This is a genomic window from Sphingorhabdus sp. (assembly GCF_044239045.1).
In the GTDB taxonomy this organism is placed as follows: Bacteria; Pseudomonadota; Alphaproteobacteria; order Sphingomonadales; family Sphingomonadaceae; genus Sphingorhabdus_B.
In genome coordinates, this window is the sequence record NZ_JBIICD010000020.1 from 1 (window position 1) to 15664 (window position 15664).

Sequence of the window (15664 nt, forward strand, 5' to 3'; positions counted from 1 at the left end):
GCTCTTGACGCGGAGATCTTCGGTTTTGCTCATCTTATGATGCTCCCAGATGCGAGGTGTCGCCGAGACGCGCCACGACCTTGGTCTTGATTGGCAGTTTCATGGCTGCACGCTGAAATGCGACAGCGGCGATTGGACCAGGAACACCGTCGAGTTCAAACATGATGCGGCCAGGCTTAACCTTGGCTGCCCAATATTCGACCGAACCCTTGCCCTTACCCTGACGAACTTCGGCAGGCTTTTTGGTGACGGGCACGTCTGGGAAGATGCGGATCCACAACCGTCCCTGACGCCGAATGTGACGTGTAATCGCGCGGCGGGCCGCTTCGATTTGACGTGCAGTAATCCGCTCTGGTTCCAACGCCTTCAGGCCGTATGAACCGAAGTTCAGGTCAGACCCGCCCTTGGCTTCGCCCTTGATACGTCCCTTGAACTGCTTGCGGAACTTTGTTTTCTTTGGTTGCAACATGTCTAGTTCCTAACCTTTAGCGGCGGTCAGACTGCGGACGGACGCCGGAAGTCTGCGCTTCCATCATCAGCCGGTCAGTTGCCATTGGGTCATGACCCAAGATTTCGCCTTTGAAGATCCAGCATTTGATGCCGATGATGCCATAAGCAGTCAGTGCTTCGGCTTCGGCATAGTCAATGTTGGCACGAAGCGTATGTGCAGGTACGCGACCTTCGCGATATGATTCAACGCGGGCAATTTCTGCACCGCCCAAACGTCCACCGCAGGTGATCTTGATACCTTCTGCACCCAGACGCATGGCTGACTGCATCGCGCGCTTCATGGCACGACGGAAAGCAATACGACGGATCAGCTGATCAGCAATACCTTGCGCTACGAGCTTTGCGTCAACTTCCGGCTTGCGGATTTCAACGATATTCAAAGACACTTCAGCGGTGGTGAACTTGTTGATCAGCTTCTTCAGCTTTTCAATGTCCGCACCCTTTTTGCCGATGATCACACCAGGACGTGCTGCGTAGATTGAAACGCGGCAGTTCTTTGCAGGACGCTCAATAACGACCTTCGAAATCGCAGCTTGTGGCAGTGTTTCGAAGATGAACTTGCGGATCTTGATATCTTCCAGAAGCATGCGGCCATATTCCGCACCTTCGGCGTACCAACGGCTATCCCAAGTCCGGTTGATTTGCAGGCGAAGCCCGATTGGATTTGATTTCTGACCCATGACTTATGCCTCTTCTTGCTGTTCGCGCACAACGATACGCAGACGGCTGAATGGTTTAACGATCCGGCTCGACTTGCCGCGGCCGCGGGCCATGAAACGCTTCATGGTCAGCGCCTTGCCAACGCTCGCCTCGGCAACGACAAGGCTGTCGACGTCGAGATTGTGGTTGTTTTCGGCGTTAGCGATGGCGGATGCCAGAACCTTGCGCACGTCATCTGCCATTCCCTTGGTGGAGAATTTCAGAATGTTAAGCGCGTCTTCGGCTTTCTTGCCACGGATCAGCGCGGCAACGAGACCAAGCTTCTGAGCAGAACCACGGATGGTTGTGCCCACTGCCAGTGCTTCATTGTCGGCGACGCGACGGGGTGCGGATGCCTTACCCATTAGCGTTTGCCCTTCTTATCTGCGCCATGGCCATGATATGTACGCGTTGGAGCGAACTCACCAAGCTTATGACCGACCATGTCCTCATTCACCGAGACGGGAATGAACTTGTGGCCATTATAGACGCTGAACGTCAGGCCAACGAACTGAGGCAGGATTGTCGAACGACGCGACCAAGTCTTGATCGGCGCAGCCTTCGATGCTTCCTGAGCGGTTTCTGCTTTTTTCAGCAGATAGAGGTCAACAAACGGACCTTTCCAGACGGAACGAGACATGAGTTACCTCTTCTTCTTAGCATGCCGCGAACGGATGATCATCCGGTCGGTCGACTTGTTGCTGCGGGTACGAGCACCCTTTGTTGGCTTACCCCAAGGTGTAACCGGATGACGACCACCTGAGGTACGACCCTCACCACCACCATGCGGGTGATCGACTGGGTTCTTAGCAACACCGCGCGTCAGCGGGCGAATACCGCGCCAACGGTTACGGCCTGCCTTAGCAAGTGTCGTGTTCGAGTTGTCAGGGTTCGAAACCGCACCAACTGTGCCCATGCAAGTGCCGAGAATGTAGCGCTGCTCACCTGAGTTCAGGCGAACGATAACGCGACCACCGTCACGACCGACGAGTTGCACATATGTGCCTGCCGAACGGGCGATCTGACCGCCCTTGCCGGGCTTCATTTCGATGTTGTGGCAAATGGTGCCGACGGGCATCTGGCTCAGCAACATTGCGTTACCAGGCTTAACGTCGGTCTTTTCACCCGCAACAATCGAGTCACCAACGGCGAGACGCTGCGGCGCAATGATGTAAGCCAATTCACCGTCTTCGTACTTTACAAGCGCGATGAAGGCAGAACGGTTGGGGTCATATTCCAGACGCTCAACCGTTGCAGGCATATCCCATTTACGACGCTTGAAGTCGATCAGGCGATATTTCTGCTTGTGACCGCCGCCGATACCGCGCGACGTCACATGGCCCTTGTTGTTACGGCCGCCGGTCTTGCTCTTGCCTTCGGTCAGACCCTTTACAGGACCGCCTTTGTACAAGCTTGACCGGTCAACCAGCACAAGGCCGCGACGGGCGGGGCTAGTTGGTTTGTAGCTTTTGAGTGCCATTATCCTGCCCTTAAATACCGGTGGTCACGTCGATGCTCTGGCCTTCAGCCAAAGTTACGATCGCTTTTTTGACATCCGAGCGCTTGTAGGGCTTGCCCTTCCAACGCTTGGTTTTGCCCTTTTGCACGAGGGTGTTCACGTTCGTGACCTTCACATCGAACAAGGCCTCTACGGCTGCCTTGATCTGTGGCTTGGTCGAGCTTCCCGTGACCTTGAACACAACAGCGTTATGTTCCGACAGCAAGGTTGCTTTTTCGGTGATGTGCGGGGCAACGATGACGTCATAATGACGCACGTCGATTGCTTTATCCTTAGCCATTAGTTGGCACCTCCCGTAAGGGCGAAGCGTGCTTCCAGCTTCTCGACCGCAGCACGGGTCAAAACCAGAGTGTCATGCTTCAGGATGTCATAAACATTCGCGCCAACGGCTGGCATCACGTTGATGCCGACCAGATTAGCCGAAGCCAGACGGAAATTGTCACTGACGGCGTCGCCATCGATAACCAATGTCGACTTGCCGAAACCGAGCTTGCCAACTTGACCCTTAAGCGCCGCAGTCTTTGCAGCAGCCAGATCAAGATTTTCAAGAACGATTAACGAACCCGACTTTGCTTTGCTCGAAAGCGCCATCTTCAGACCCAATGAACGGATCTTCTTATTCAACGACGGGTTAAAGTCACGCAGACGGGCACCATGGGCCTTACCACCACCGATGAAGATCGGCGCAGCGCGGTCACCGTGACGGGCTGTGCCGCCACCCTTCTGGTTACCAAATTTCTTGCCGGTGCGCGCAACGTCCGAACGCTCACGGGTAGGACGAGCCGTACCGCGGGCCTTCTCACGCTGCCAGGTGACAACACGGTGCAAAATGTCGGCGCGTGGCTCAATGCCAAATACGTCGTCATTCAGGTCGATGTCGCCCTTTGCTTTGGCGTCGAGGGTTTGAACCTTGAGCTTCATGGTTTAGCCCTCCTTCTTTTCTTCGCCGGCGTCTGCAACAGGTGCTTCAACAGCAGCGGCTTCGACAGCGGGTGCAGCTTCAGCGGCGACCTCAATAGAGGGCGCTTCAGCTTCGACGGCTGGGGTGTCTGCAACGTCCACTTCGGTGTTGATGATGACGTCTTCAGCTATTGGAGCCTCATTGTCATTCTTCAACGCACCGGGGAATGGAGCAGCGTCAGGGGTAGGAACCTTCACCGCATCACGAACGAGCAACCAGCCATTCTTCGCCCCAGGGACAGAGCCCTTCACGAAGATGAGACCGCGCGCGACGTCCGTGCGGACGATTTCGAGATTCTGCTGCGTACGCTGACGGTCGCCCATGTGGCCGGCCATCTTCTTGTTCTTGAAAACCTTGCCCGGATCCTGGCGTTGGCCAGTCGAACCATGGGCACGGTGGGTAATCGAAACACCATGCGATGCACGCATACCGCCAAAGCCCCAACGCTTCATCGCGCCGGCAAAGCCCTTACCCTGCGTGTGGCCAGTAATGTCGACCAATTGGCCGTCAATGAAATGGTCCGCAGAAACGGTGGCACCGACTGGCAACAAGCCATCAGCATTATCAACGCGGAATTCAGCGACGCGAGCTTTTGGCTCGACTTGTGCTTTAGCGAATTCGCCACGTTGCGGTTTGTTTACATTTTTCGCTTTACGGGCTCCTGCACCAAGGCGGACGGCAAAATAACCATCGCGTTCCTCGTTACGAGTTCCGACCACTTGGCAGCCTTCCAGCGCCAATACGGTGACAGGAACGTGACGGCCGTCTTCATTGAAGAGGCGCATCATACCCATCTTTTTCGCGATCACGCCAGTGCGCATGATCCATACTCCAACTTATGTCAGAGGCCCGGCTGGCAGGATTGCCAGGAGGGCGTGACGCCTAAATCCAGCCCTGAATTTTTAAGCATTGCCCCGTCCGGGCTAGGCACCAGTGTCTCACCTTAATGAGCAATCTGGTAAGACGGGGAACGCAGCCCGGGTAAACCCGGCGGTATTCCTAATGTCTCACTCTACTTTACGTAGAGATATTGGCTTACGCCAATTTGATTTCGACATTCACACCAGCAGCAAGATCGAGCTTCATGAGCGCGTCTACGGTCTGTGGCGTGGGCTGCACAATGTCGAGCAACCTTTTATAAGTCCGAACTTCGAACTGCTCGCGTGACTTTTTGTCGACGTGCGGTCCGCGGTTCACGGTGAACTTTTCGATACGGGTAGGAAGTGGAATTGGTCCACGAATAAGCGCGCCGGTGCGGCGGGCTGTGTCGGCAATATCGCCAGTCGCCTGATCAAGGACGCGATGGTCAAATGCTTTCAGACGGATGCGGATATTTTGCGTTTCCATGGGTTCACCAATTTCCAAATTCTATCAATATCAAAGAGCCGAAAAACAGCCATTCCGACTTACGCTTTCGAAGCCGGAACAGCTGTTTTGAATTTCTTAAAACCGCCCCGCCCGAATCAAGGATTCAGGCGGGATGCGCGGCCTATATTACTTCGTGATGGTGCTGACAACCCCAGAACCGACAGTACGTCCACCTTCGCGAATTGCGAAGCGGAGACCTGGATCCATAGCGATTGGTGCAATCAACTTCACAGCGATCGTTACGTTGTCGCCTGGCATAACCATTTCAGTGCCCTCTGGAAGGATCACTTCGCCGGTTACGTCCGTCGTACGGAAGTAGAACTGTGGACGATAGTTAGCGAAGAATGGCGTGTGACGGCCGCCTTCGTCCTTCGAAAGAACGTAGATTTCTGCCGAAAACTCAGTGTGCGGCGTAACCGAACCTGGCTTGCAGAGAACCTGACCACGCTCAACTTCTTCACGGCCTACGCCACGAACAAGCGCACCGATGTTATCGCCTGCACGACCTTCGTCGAGCAGCTTGCGGAACATTTCAACGCCGGTAACGGTCGTCTTCTTGGTGTCCTTGATACCAACGATTTCAACTTCTTCGCCAACCTTGACGATTCCGGTTTCTACGCGGCCGGTTACAACGGTACCACGACCCGAGATCGAGAACACGTCTTCAACTGGCATCAGGAATGGCTTGTCGATTGGACGCTCTGGCTGAGGAATAGCTTCGTCAACGGCAGCCATCAGTGCAAGGACAGATTCCTTACCGATGTTGTCGTCACGGCCTTCGAGTGCAGCAAGTGCCGAACCACGAACGATTGGAATATCGTCGCCTGGGAAATCATACTTCGAAAGAAGCTCACGGATTTCCATTTCAACCAGCTCGAGAATTTCTTCATCGTCAACCTGGTCAACCTTGTTCATGTAAACAACGAGGGCAGGAACGCCAACCTGACGTGCAAGCAGGATGTGCTCGCGGGTCTGTGGCATAGGGCCGTCAGCAGCGTTCACAACGAGGATTGCGCCGTCCATCTGGGCAGCACCGGTGATCATGTTCTTAACATAGTCAGCGTGGCCTGGGCAGTCGACGTGTGCATAGTGACGGTTGGCTGTTTCATATTCAACGTGCGCCGTCGAAATGGTGATGCCGCGCTCGCGCTCTTCAGGCGCCTTATCGATGTTAGCGAAATCAACAGCAGTACCGCCGTAGGTTTCTGCCATGATCTTCGTGATCGCTGCAGTCAGCGTGGTTTTGCCGTGGTCAACGTGACCGATGGTACCAATGTTGCAATGCGGTTTCGTCCGCTCAAATTTAGCTTTTGCCATTTTCTCAAACCTTCTTTCGATTAGGTAATATTTTGATCAGGTGGGACGACGCCGTCTGAATCAGGCGCCGCCATTAGTCGGCTTTTGCCTATCAGGCAAGCTTCTCCTTGATTTCGGCTGCAACGTTCGACGGCACCTCATCATAATGATTGAAGAACATCGAGTAGTTTGCACGTCCTTGCGTGAACGAGCGGAGCTGATTCACATAGCCGAACATGTTGGCCAAAGGCACCATGGACTCGACAACCTGTGCGTTACCGCGGCTGTCAGTGCCCTGAATTTGGCCACGACGTGAGTTCATGTCGCCGATCACATCACCCAGATATTCTTCAGGAGATACAACTTCGACCTTCATGATTGGTTCAAGCAGCTTGATGCCTGCTTTTTGAGCAGCTTCGCGCATACCGGCACGACCCGCGATTTCGAACGCCAGCGCCGACGAATCGACATCATGGTACGCGCCGTCATACAGCGTGATTTCGAAGTCGATGATCGGGAAGCCGATGAGTGAGCCGGATTCGGCAGTTTCGCGCATGCCCTTTTCAACCGACGGGATATATTCCTTCGGAATGTTACCGCCCTTGACTTCATCCTTGAAGATGATGCCCGTACCACGCTCGCCCGGCTTTACGGTGAACTTGATGCGGCCAAACTGACCTGAACCACCCGACTGCTTCTTATGGGTATAATCAACGTCAACTTCGCGCGCGAGATATTCGCGGTAAGCAACCTGCGGCGCACCGACATTTGCTTCAACCTTGAATTCACGACGCATACGATCGACGATGATGTCGAGGTGTAGCTCGCCCATGCCCTTAATGATCGTCTGGCCCGATTCGTGATCGGTCGAAACGCGGAACGATGGATCTTCAGCCGACAGACGATTGAGCGCGATGCCCATCTTTTCTTGGTCAGCCTTGGTCTTTGGTTCAACCGAAAGCTCGATAACGGGCTCAGGGAATTCCATACGCTCAAGAATGATAGGCGAACGTTCGGCGCACAAAGTGTCACCGGTTGTTGTTTCCTTCATGCCAGCAAGCGCGATGATGTCGCCTGCGAATGCTTCGTCAACGTCCTTACGTTCGTTGGCGTGCATTTCGAGCATACGCCCGACCTTTTCCTTCTTGTCCTTTACCGAGTTCAGATAGGTGCCCTTGACGAGCGTACCCGAATAGATTCGGATGAAGGTCAGCGAACCCACGAATGGATCGTTCATGACCTTGAACGCGAGTGCCGAGAACGGCGCATCGTCAGCTGCCGGACGGCTGTCTGGCTCAAGGCTGTCCATCTTGACGCCTTGAACGTCTTCAATGTCGAGCGGCGAAGGCAGATAATCAACAACCGAGTCGAGCAAAGGCTGAACGCCCTTGTTCTTGAACGCCGAACCACAGCAGACAGGAACGAATGACTGGTTCAGCGTACCCTTGCGGATCAGCGCCTTCAGCGTTGCAACGTCAGGCTCATTGCCTTCAAGATATGCTTCCATAGCGACATCGTCTTGCTCAACGGCAAGCTCGATCAATTCGCTACGATATTTCGCAGCTTCGTCAGCCAAGTCAGCGGGGATATCTTCGTAGAAGAAGTCCGCACCAAGCGATTCATCTTTCCAGATGATTGCGCGGTTATGCACAAGGTCAACAAGACCCTTCAAATCCGCTTCAAGGCCGATTGGAATGTACAAAACAGCTGGCTTTGCGCCCAGACGATCGATGATCGATTGCACGCAATATTTGAAGTTCGCGCCGGTACGGTCAAGCTTGTTGATGAAGCACATGCGTGGAACGCCGTACTTATCGGCCTGACGCCATACGGTTTCGGACTGTGGCTCAACGCCGGCAACGCCGTCGAAGCAAGCGACCGCGCCATCGAGAACGCGCAGCGAACGTTCAACTTCAATCGTGAAGTCAACGTGGCCTGGCGTATCAATGATGTTGATGCGGTGGTCGTTCCAGAAGCAGGTCGTTGCAGCCGAGGTGATCGTGATGCCACGCTCTTGCTCTTGCTCCATCCAATCCATGGTGGCGGCGCCATCATGAACTTCGCCGATTTTATACGACTTGCCGGTGTAGAAAAGGATGCGCTCGGTGGTCGTGGTTTTACCGGCGTCGATATGCGCCATGATACCGATGTTGCGATACATATTGAGTGGATGGCTGCGTGCCATATGCTTTACTCCGAAGTGTGGGCCACCGAAGTGGCCCGAATGTGATTACCAGCGGTAGTGTGCGAATGCACGGTTGGCTTCCGCCATACGGTGCGTATCTTCACGCTTCTTGACGGCGTTTCCACGGTTTGACGCGGCATCCATCAACTCACCCGACAAACGGGCAGCCATGGTTGTTTCGCTGCGGTTACGGGCAGCGCCGATCAACCAACGAATTGCAAGAGCCTGTGCGCGCTCTGGACGCACTTCACAAGGAACCTGATAGGTCGCACCACCCACACGGCGGCTGCGCACTTCGATGCCCGGCTTTACGTTTTCCAGTGCTTCATGGAAGGTCTGGATGGGGTCTTTCTTGGCGCGGGCCTCAACGGTTTCCAAAGCACCATAAACGATACGCTCTGCTGCTGACTTCTTACCGTCAAGCATCAGGTTATTCATGAACTTCGAAAGCACGATATCACCGAATTTGGGATCGGGAAGAATGATGCGCTTTTCGGGACGACGACGACGTGACATATATTATTTCCTTTATCTCATGGGACCAGTGGCAGCGCAGATGCGCGCCATTCAGGCCAGCCAGTGGTGACGTTCGAATTACTTCGGACGCTTTGCACCATATTTGGAACGCGATTGCTTGCGGTCCTTGACACCCTGCGTATCGAGTACGCCGCGAAGCACGTGGTAACGCACACCGGGAAGGTCGCGTACGCGGCCGCCACGGATAAGCACGACACTATGCTCTTGAAGGTTGTGGCCTTCGCCTGGGATATAGGAAATAACTTCGCGCTGGTTTGTCAGGCGAATCTTCGCAACCTTACGCAAAGCCGAGTTCGGCTTTTTCGGGGTGGTTGTGTATACGCGGGTGCAAACGCCGCGCTTCTGTGGATTTTGGTCCATCGCAGGGACCTTTGACTTGGTCTTCTGCGGTGTCCGGCCCTTGCGGACCAGCTGGTTAATCGTTGGCATATCTTCACCTTTATTAAGCGGTTACTTTGGATGGGCAGCCGATTTTTGCGGTGGAGGCTCAGCCTTTGGCCCACCCGGCCGATCACACAATGTGCTGCTATTCTGAGTATTTCCCATGGGCCAGAAAGAATCACCCCTCCGACCTCGGGAATGCGCGCCATTAGCGCCCGCTGACTGCCGGGTCAAGTAGTGTGGCCACGCTCCGTCAGCACGTCATTTTCGATCCTGATCCGCCACCACAGCAGCACGGCATTCAGGATCGAGAAGGTAATCGCCATGGCAGGTGCGCCGAAAAGAAGTGGCAGGACGGCAATCTCCACAACGACCAAGGCATAATTGGGGTGCTTGATGAAGCGGTAAGGGCCGCGCCGCACACGCGGGAAATGGGGGGCGCTAATGATCCGTGTGGTCCACCATCGGCCGATGCTCGCTAACGTCCAAAAGCGGAAGGCTTGGCTCGCGATAAAGATGCTAAGCAATAGCATGTCAGGCGCGGACGTGGGCCCAGCAAACAAGGCGATTGCGGCCAACCAACCGCTGTGGAGCACAATAAAAAGCGGGTAATGGCGCGCCCCATGCTCGCGCCCGCCTTCGGCGAGTAAGCGGCGGGTGTTGGCATTCGCATAGGCGAGTTCGGCCAGTCGCTGTATTATGACATACGCAAACACTATGAGCGCCCAAATTGGCCAATCGAATAATGTCATGGTTTGAGAAGTCCTATCGCGCCAACAAAGCCCGGCCCAAGTGCAGTCAATAATGTTGGTTTCGCAATTGGTCCGGCAGAGAGCAATGCCTCCAACACAAACAATACCGTCGGAGAACTCATATTGCCATGGTAGCGCAAAACTTTACGCGTCGCGGCCAGATCGTGCTCTAGATAATCGGACAGTGCATCGACCACGCGTCCACCGCCTGGGTGGCAGGCGGGTTCGGCCATGCCCGACTTGGTCAGCCCTTGTTGTGCGATAAAATCGTCGCACACGGGTGCAAAATGGCTGTTCACGAAAACAGGTATGTCGCGCGCGAGGACTAAATCAAACCCCGTGTCGCCAATCTCCCACCCCATCATATCGAGTGTATCGGGCCAGACATGGCTGGCAAATGCGTCCAATTGCGGACCCGGCCCGGCGCCGATGATTGCAGCGGCACAGCCATCGGCAAAAAGTGCCAACGCAACCATATCCTTTTTGTCCATGCGCGCATGGTCATAGGCAATGCTGCACAATTCAAGGCTGACCAGCAGGACCGGTTTGTCTGGGCATGCACGATATAAATCAGCCGCAACACCAAGGCCAATGACCCCGCCAGCACATCCATATCCAAATAAAGGCACGCAGCGTGTGTTGGGCGCAAAGCCTATTTTTGCTAGCATCCGGCTTGGCAGGCTGGGCGTCATCGTTCCTGTAGTCGATACAAAAACAATCTGTCCTATGTCAGAGGCCTGCAAATTTGCGCGCGCCAAAGCCTGCACGGCAGCCGCTTCAAAAATCTGTGCGGCGACAGCTTCATAAACGCCTGCCCGCTTGGCCCAGCTTCTAGCGTCAAAATAATATTCGGGCGGCATGGCAATATAGCGCTGCGAGATGCCTGTGTTGCCCAATATTTCGGCCATGCGCGGCGGCAGCGCCTGTCCTTTGGCCTGCGCCAAAATCGCCAAAACGTCCGCTTGCGTGATACGGTGCAACGGCACGGCGGTGCCAAGCGAAATGAGTCTGGGGAGAATCTGGTGCATGAACGGCAATCGCTACGCCCGTTCACAAGTTTCCGCTAGGTAGACTTTACCCTTAGGCGAATTTCCTGCAACGCACCGTAAAGATGACAAGCTGCCTGCAGCTTGTTAGAGGGCCGCCGAACCGACATTGAAAGAAGTCTCTATCATGAATGCCATCACCCGTCCTGTCCGCACCAGGGTTGCCCCATCCCCCACTGGCGACCCACATGTTGGCACCGCCTATATTGCGCTGATCAATTATTGCTTTGCCAAAAAGCATGGAGGCGAATTTCTGTTGCGGATTGAAGATACGGATCAGGCGCGGTCAACACCGCAATCGGAAAAAATGATCTTAGAATCACTGCGCTGGCTGGGTCTTAGCTGGGACGAAGGACCGGATGTTGGCGGCCCGCATGGCCCCTATCGCCAGTCAGAACGCAGCGCGATTTACACCGCGCATTGCGACCAATTATTGGCCGATGGCCATGCGTTCAAATGCTATTGTACGCCTGAAAAGCTCGCGGCCTCCCGCGCCGCACAAATCGCGGCAAAGCAGCCGCCAAAATATGATGGCACCTGCTTGGCACTGACCGCTGAAGATATCACCAAGCTCGACGGCGACGGTGTTTCCCACGTTGTCCGTATGAAAATCCCCGCAACGGGCACATGTATTGTTCAAGACACGCTGCGCGGCGAAATTGCCTTTGAATATGACGTTGTCGACATGCAGGTGTTGATGAAGTCAGATGGCCTGCCGACTTACCATCTCGCCAATGTTGTTGATGACCATCTTATGGGTATCACCCATGTCATGCGTGGCGAGGAATGGATTTCGTCGGCGCCAAAGCATTTGCTGCTCTACCAATATTTCGGCTGGGAACCGCCGGTGCTCACACATTTGCCATTGCTCCGCAATGCCGACAAATCGAAGCTGTCGAAGCGTAAGAACCCGACCAGCATCTTATATTATCAGCGCGCAGGATATCTGCCGCAGGCGATGCAGAACTTCTTGGGTCTGTTCATCAAATCGGCCAGCGAGGAAGATGAAAAAACCTCACTGCAGACGCTTATCGACGAATTCGACGTGCACAATATCTCGCTTGGCGGGCCGGTGTTCGACACGTCGAAGCTGGATTGGCTCAATGGCCGCTATTTGCGCGAAGAACTCAGCGTTTCGGAATTCTTGGATGCGGTGAAAGCATGGGCGCTCAATGACAGCTATCTCACCCCCATCGCTGAAATGGCGCAGGCGCGGATCACCAAAATGTCGGACTTGGGCGGCCTGACCGCAATGTTCTTTATGAACCGGATCGACGGCATGACCGCAGAGCGGCTGCGCGATGGTGTAAAACTGGAACAGGATGTGCAGCGCGCTGCCTACACCCTTGGTTTGCAGCAGTTTGACGGCATGATCGACTGGAACAAAGAAGGCGTTGAAACCACGTTACGCCGCACTGCCGAAGTCTTAGACGCGAAGTTGAAGGACGTCATCCGGCCATTCTACATCGCCATCACTGGCAGCGCGCAGGGCGTGCCCCTGTTCGACGCGATCACGCATCTTGGCCGCGACATCATTCGCGAGCGGTTGCGCCATGCGATGGAATTGCTTGGCCCTGCCACATCTAAAGAAGCGAAGGCCTGGACCGATTTGCTGACCGCGCCGCCAAAGGCCGAATGACCGCTTTCGCGCTACCGCAGGATTGGCAGACGCCGCTGAAAGCGGTGCTTGCCACACAAGAAACGTTAGCGCTCCAAGGGTTTCTCGACGCCGAGCTGGCCGCAGGCAAAACGATATACCCGCCGCAAGGCGCATGGTTTCGAGCGCTTGAGCTGACGCCACTAGATAAAGTGCGCGTCGTCATTTTGGGGCAAGACCCGTATCATGGGCCGGGGCAAGCGCATGGCCTGTGTTTCAGCGTCCCGCCCGGCGTGCGTCCCCCTCCGAGCCTTTCCAATATTTACAAAGAGTTAGGAAATGACTTGGGCCTCCCCCGCCCAAGCCATGGCTTTTTGGAGCATTGGGCGCGGCAAGGCGTGCTGTTACTCAATAGCGTCCTCACGGTCGAAATGGCCAAGGCCGCATCGCATAGCAAAAAAGGGTGGGAGCAGTTTACCGACGCGATTATCGCGCAAGTGAACGCGCAACCCACGCCCATCGTTTTCATGCTGTGGGGCGCATATGCCCATAAAAAGGCGGCGAATGTCGATGCCCACCGCCATTTGGTGCTCAAGGCGGCGCATCCCTCGCCCTTGTCGGCACATAACGGCTTTTTGGGCTGCAAACATTTCTCGCAATGCAACGCATTTCTGATTACCAACGGGTTCCCGCCGATTGATTGGGCACTGCCCGATGGCTTTCTATGAGCAGTCTCACATTTATTTCAAACCATTGAAAAATGTAACTTGGCATTTTTCTATCGGGCCAGAAGGCCATGCAGAGGTGGCACAACACAGCTGACAACGCCATGCGGCCGATGCGCTACGATTTCGAAATCACTATTCCTGCGATTGATGATTTGGTAGCGAAGTTACAAAATGCGATTGGCAATCAAGGAGTGGCACGCATGACGGGTGAAGTATTTTGCGGTGCACCGCTGATCATGGTCGAACGTCCCGGTCCCGGTATCACCACTTTATGATGCGGGATTGGATGAAGCAGGCACTGCGCGAGCCGCTGGTGCATTTCCTTGGTGCGGGATCGGCCTTGTTCCTGCTCATGGGACAATTTGGCGGGGAAGACAGCCTTGACCGCAGCATAACCATCAATGAAGCAGACGTCGCGCGGCTGGCTTCGCAATGGGAGCAGACATGGCGTAGTCCGCCAACGCCGCAAACACTCGACAACCTGATCCGTGATTATATCAAGGAAGAAATCTATTTTCGGGAGGCTATGCGCATGGGCCTTGACGTCGATGACCCCGTCATCCGTCGCCGCTTACGCGCCAAAATGGAATTTCTGGCGATAGCGCAAATCCAGAATATGGAGCCTTCGGAAACGACGCTGCAAAGCCTCTATGCGGCGAATAAAATCCGCTATGCCGAAAAACCGGCCTTCAGTTTCGATCAGATATTTTTGGGCGACGATGAAGACGCCGCGAAAGCATCGGTCCTTGCTCTAAACGCCGGAAGGCAAGTGCAGGGACAGCCGTTGAGCGTATCTGCAAGCATGGAAAAGGCCGCGTCGGACAGCATTGGCCGCGAATTTGGCGACGGCTTTGCCGACAGTCTGCGCAATTTACCCAAAGGACGTTGGAGCGGGCCAGTCCAGTCCGGTTTTGGATGGCATGCCGTCCGCATCCGCGACTTCGTTGCGTCAGCGACACCGCCTTTGACTGACATTCGCCAGCGCGTATCCAACGACTGGCGTGCCGACACGCAAGCCACGCGCGAAGCAACTGCCTATCAGGCACTGCTCGACGGATATGACATTCGTATCGCCAAGCCGTGATCGTCCGCTTTCTCCTCTTGCTTTTGCTCGCGGCTGGCTTCACGTCGGTCGCCCGCGCGGATGACTTGCAACCAGGCTATCTGGAAATCCGCGAGCATGAAGCCACAACCCACCAGTATAAAATCACATGGAAAGCGCCCATCCGGCCGGGCCTTGCCGCGCGCGTAGTGCCGATATTCCCAAGCGATTGCGCAGCGACCGAACCTGTGCGCACCTTTGATGCCGCCGCCTTGTTGGCGCGTTGGGACATTGACTGCGGTGAAGCATTGGCAGGCCGTTCTGTCCGCTTAAGCGGCATGGAAAACACACCAGCCGACGCATTGCTGCGCTATCAATCCGCCAATGGGATCACGCAAGCCGCGCGGCTGACGCCAGCCAACCCATCTGCTGTCATCATGCAAAAGGCCTACCGATGGCAGGTCGCCCGAACCTATTTTGTGACCGGCGTCGAACATATTTTGATGGGATATGACCATTTATTGTTCGTGCTGTGCCTTGTGCTTTTGCTCAATGGAGCATGGCGCGTCGCGGCAACGGTGACGGCCTTCACCATAGCCCATTCGCTGACCTTGGTGGCCACAACGCTTGAGCTTATCAGCGTTCCTGGTCCGCCAGTTGAGGCTACAATCGCCTTATCGATTGTTTTCCTTGCCGTCGAAATCGTGAAACGCAAACCCGGCGAATTGCGCTTGTCAGAGCGTTTTCCATGGGTCGTCGCTTTTCTATTTGGCTTGCTCCATGGCTTTGGCTTTGCAGGCGCATTAGCCGAAATCGGATTGCCGCAGGGCGAAGTCCCCATGGCATTGCTGACCTTCAATCTGGGCGTTGAGGCGGGTCAGCTTGTCATCGTCGCGGTGGCGATGTTGGTCTTATGGGCGCTCCGTCGCGCGCACGCGCTCTACGCGGCGCGGGTGCAGATGATAAGCGCTTATGCCATTGGCGGCATAGCCGTCATGTGGTTGCTACAACGCGTTCTACCCGCTTGAGCAGCAGACGAGAAA

The 15664-nt window shown here is 55.1% G+C and carries 20 protein-coding genes; 5 read left to right on the top strand and 15 right to left on the bottom strand.

Features of this window, described 5'->3' with window-relative positions:
• Positions 1 to 34: 34 nt before the first annotated feature.
• From rplP to ACILP4_RS08495, 15 genes are all read right to left on the bottom strand, one after another.
• On the bottom strand, positions 35 to 469 hold the full coding sequence (rplP, locus tag ACILP4_RS08425; RefSeq protein WP_295442681.1) for a 50S ribosomal protein L16: 435 nt from the start codon (positions 467 to 469) through the stop codon (positions 35 to 37).
• Between the two features lie 16 nt (positions 470 to 485).
• The gene (rpsC, locus tag ACILP4_RS08430; protein WP_125229585.1) at positions 486 to 1190 is read right to left on the bottom strand and encodes a 30S ribosomal protein S3; all 705 of its coding nucleotides are present in this window, start codon (positions 1188 to 1190) and stop codon (positions 486 to 488) included.
• A gap of 3 nt (positions 1191 to 1193) precedes the next feature.
• Positions 1194 to 1574 carry a 50S ribosomal protein L22 gene (gene rplV, locus ACILP4_RS08435; protein ID WP_295442686.1) on the bottom strand — a complete coding sequence of 127 codons (381 nt, stop codon included), beginning with the start codon at positions 1572 to 1574 and terminating at the stop codon, positions 1194 to 1196.
• Positions 1574 to 1849: a 30S ribosomal protein S19 gene (rpsS, locus tag ACILP4_RS08440; RefSeq protein ID WP_295442689.1), complete on the bottom strand. Its 276-nt coding sequence runs from the start codon at positions 1847 to 1849 to the stop codon at positions 1574 to 1576. Before rpsS ends, rplV begins: the two co-directional genes overlap by 1 nt.
• Positions 1850 to 1852: 3 nt before the next feature.
• The gene (rplB, locus tag ACILP4_RS08445; protein ID WP_296198170.1) at positions 1853 to 2689 is read right to left on the bottom strand and encodes a 50S ribosomal protein L2; all 837 of its coding nucleotides are present in this window, start codon (positions 2687 to 2689) and stop codon (positions 1853 to 1855) included.
• A 10-nt stretch (positions 2690 to 2699) separates the two neighbouring features.
• Entirely contained in the window at positions 2700 to 3008 is a 309-nt protein-coding gene (locus ACILP4_RS08450; protein WP_296198173.1) for a 50S ribosomal protein L23, read from the bottom strand.
• Positions 3008 to 3649 carry a 50S ribosomal protein L4 gene (rplD, locus tag ACILP4_RS08455; RefSeq protein ID WP_296198176.1) on the bottom strand — a complete coding sequence of 214 codons (642 nt, stop codon included), beginning with the start codon at positions 3647 to 3649 and terminating at the stop codon, positions 3008 to 3010. Before rplD ends, ACILP4_RS08450 begins: the two co-directional genes overlap by 1 nt.
• A gap of 3 nt (positions 3650 to 3652) precedes the next feature.
• On the bottom strand, positions 3653 to 4510 hold the full coding sequence (gene rplC / locus ACILP4_RS08460) for a 50S ribosomal protein L3 (protein ID WP_395620290.1): 858 nt from the start codon (positions 4508 to 4510) through the stop codon (positions 3653 to 3655).
• A 214-nt stretch (positions 4511 to 4724) separates the two neighbouring features.
• Positions 4725 to 5036, bottom strand: coding sequence for a 30S ribosomal protein S10 (rpsJ, locus tag ACILP4_RS08465; RefSeq protein ID WP_022672862.1), 312 nt, complete (start codon positions 5034 to 5036; stop codon positions 4725 to 4727).
• A 147-nt stretch (positions 5037 to 5183) separates the two neighbouring features.
• On the bottom strand, positions 5184 to 6374 hold the full coding sequence (gene tuf / locus ACILP4_RS08470; RefSeq protein WP_125229578.1) for an elongation factor Tu: 1191 nt from the start codon (positions 6372 to 6374) through the stop codon (positions 5184 to 5186).
• Between the two features lie 91 nt (positions 6375 to 6465).
• Positions 6466 to 8538 (bottom strand): elongation factor G, encoded by a 2073-nt coding sequence (gene fusA, locus ACILP4_RS08475; protein ID WP_395620291.1) that lies wholly within the window; start codon positions 8536 to 8538, stop codon positions 6466 to 6468.
• 45 nt (positions 8539 to 8583) lie between these two features.
• The gene (gene rpsG / locus ACILP4_RS08480; RefSeq protein ID WP_395620292.1) at positions 8584 to 9054 is read right to left on the bottom strand and encodes a 30S ribosomal protein S7; all 471 of its coding nucleotides are present in this window, start codon (positions 9052 to 9054) and stop codon (positions 8584 to 8586) included.
• Positions 9055 to 9132: 78 nt separating this feature from the next.
• Complete coding sequence (gene rpsL / locus ACILP4_RS08485) at positions 9133 to 9504, bottom strand: 30S ribosomal protein S12 (protein ID WP_143776737.1); 372 nt, start codon at positions 9502 to 9504, stop codon at positions 9133 to 9135.
• 182 nt (positions 9505 to 9686) lie between these two features.
• Positions 9687 to 10208, bottom strand: a complete 522-nt coding sequence (locus tag ACILP4_RS08490; protein ID WP_395620293.1) for an isoprenylcysteine carboxyl methyltransferase family protein — start codon at positions 10206 to 10208, stop codon at positions 9687 to 9689.
• The gene (locus ACILP4_RS08495; RefSeq protein WP_395620294.1) at positions 10205 to 11236 is read right to left on the bottom strand and encodes a type III polyketide synthase; all 1032 of its coding nucleotides are present in this window, start codon (positions 11234 to 11236) and stop codon (positions 10205 to 10207) included. Before ACILP4_RS08495 ends, ACILP4_RS08490 begins: the two co-directional genes overlap by 4 nt.
• 145 nt (positions 11237 to 11381) lie before the next feature.
• Here ACILP4_RS08495 and gltX point away from each other — a divergent pair, with 145 nt between their 5' ends.
• The 5 genes from gltX (at position 11382) to ACILP4_RS08520 (ending at position 15649) form a co-directional block, all read left to right on the top strand.
• Positions 11382 to 12893 (top strand): glutamate--tRNA ligase, encoded by a 1512-nt coding sequence (gltX, locus tag ACILP4_RS08500; RefSeq protein WP_395620295.1) that lies wholly within the window; start codon positions 11382 to 11384, stop codon positions 12891 to 12893.
• Complete coding sequence (ung, locus tag ACILP4_RS08505) at positions 12890 to 13579, top strand: uracil-DNA glycosylase (RefSeq protein WP_395620296.1); 690 nt, start codon at positions 12890 to 12892, stop codon at positions 13577 to 13579. The genes gltX and ung overlap by 4 nt, the downstream gene beginning before the upstream one ends.
• A 110-nt stretch (positions 13580 to 13689) precedes the next feature.
• Complete coding sequence (locus tag ACILP4_RS08510) at positions 13690 to 13854, top strand: hypothetical protein (protein WP_395620297.1); 165 nt, start codon at positions 13690 to 13692, stop codon at positions 13852 to 13854.
• Between the two features lie 11 nt (positions 13855 to 13865).
• Positions 13866 to 14663 carry a peptidyl-prolyl cis-trans isomerase gene (locus ACILP4_RS08515; protein WP_395620298.1) on the top strand — a complete coding sequence of 266 codons (798 nt, stop codon included), beginning with the start codon at positions 13866 to 13868 and terminating at the stop codon, positions 14661 to 14663.
• Positions 14660 to 15649, top strand: a complete 990-nt coding sequence (locus tag ACILP4_RS08520) for a HupE/UreJ family protein (protein WP_395620299.1) — start codon at positions 14660 to 14662, stop codon at positions 15647 to 15649. Before ACILP4_RS08515 ends, ACILP4_RS08520 begins: the two co-directional genes overlap by 4 nt.
• Positions 15650 to 15664 lie beyond the last annotated feature (15 nt).

Excerpts from the sequence above, each read along its gene's own strand:
- tuf (WP_125229578.1), bottom strand. The coding sequence starts at position 6,374 with ATGGCAAAAGCTAAATTTGAGCGGACGAAACCGCATTGCAACATTGGT.
- ACILP4_RS08515 (WP_395620298.1), top strand. The coding sequence starts at position 13,866 with ATGAAGCAGGCACTGCGCGAGCCGCTGGTGCATTTCCTTGGTGCGGGA.
- rplB (WP_296198170.1), bottom strand. The coding sequence starts at position 2,689 with ATGGCACTCAAAAGCTACAAACCAACTAGCCCCGCCCGTCGCGGCCTT.
- rpsJ (WP_022672862.1), bottom strand. The coding sequence starts at position 5,036 with ATGGAAACGCAAAATATCCGCATCCGTCTGAAAGCATTTGACCATCGC.
- ACILP4_RS08490 (WP_395620293.1), bottom strand. The coding sequence starts at position 10,208 with ATGACATTATTCGATTGGCCAATTTGGGCGCTCATAGTGTTTGCGTAT.
- ung (WP_395620296.1), top strand. The coding sequence starts at position 12,890 with ATGACCGCTTTCGCGCTACCGCAGGATTGGCAGACGCCGCTGAAAGCG.
- ACILP4_RS08510 (WP_395620297.1), top strand. The coding sequence starts at position 13,690 with ATGCGCTACGATTTCGAAATCACTATTCCTGCGATTGATGATTTGGTA.
- rpsG (WP_395620292.1), bottom strand. The coding sequence starts at position 9,054 with ATGTCACGTCGTCGTCGTCCCGAAAAGCGCATCATTCTTCCCGATCCC.
- rplC (WP_395620290.1), bottom strand. The coding sequence starts at position 4,510 with ATGCGCACTGGCGTGATCGCGAAAAAGATGGGTATGATGCGCCTCTTC.
- gltX (WP_395620295.1), top strand. The coding sequence starts at position 11,382 with ATGAATGCCATCACCCGTCCTGTCCGCACCAGGGTTGCCCCATCCCCC.
- ACILP4_RS08495 (WP_395620294.1), bottom strand. The coding sequence starts at position 11,236 with ATGCACCAGATTCTCCCCAGACTCATTTCGCTTGGCACCGCCGTGCCG.
- rpsS (WP_295442689.1), bottom strand. The coding sequence starts at position 1,849 with ATGTCTCGTTCCGTCTGGAAAGGTCCGTTTGTTGACCTCTATCTGCTG.
- rplV (WP_295442686.1), bottom strand. The coding sequence starts at position 1,574 with ATGGGTAAGGCATCCGCACCCCGTCGCGTCGCCGACAATGAAGCACTG.
- ACILP4_RS08450 (WP_296198173.1), bottom strand. The coding sequence starts at position 3,008 with ATGGCTAAGGATAAAGCAATCGACGTGCGTCATTATGACGTCATCGTT.
- fusA (WP_395620291.1), bottom strand. The coding sequence starts at position 8,538 with ATGGCACGCAGCCATCCACTCAATATGTATCGCAACATCGGTATCATG.
- rplD (WP_296198176.1), bottom strand. The coding sequence starts at position 3,649 with ATGAAGCTCAAGGTTCAAACCCTCGACGCCAAAGCAAAGGGCGACATC.
- rplP (WP_295442681.1), bottom strand. The coding sequence starts at position 469 with ATGTTGCAACCAAAGAAAACAAAGTTCCGCAAGCAGTTCAAGGGACGT.
- rpsC (WP_125229585.1), bottom strand. The coding sequence starts at position 1,190 with ATGGGTCAGAAATCAAATCCAATCGGGCTTCGCCTGCAAATCAACCGG.
- rpsL (WP_143776737.1), bottom strand. The coding sequence starts at position 9,504 with ATGCCAACGATTAACCAGCTGGTCCGCAAGGGCCGGACACCGCAGAAG.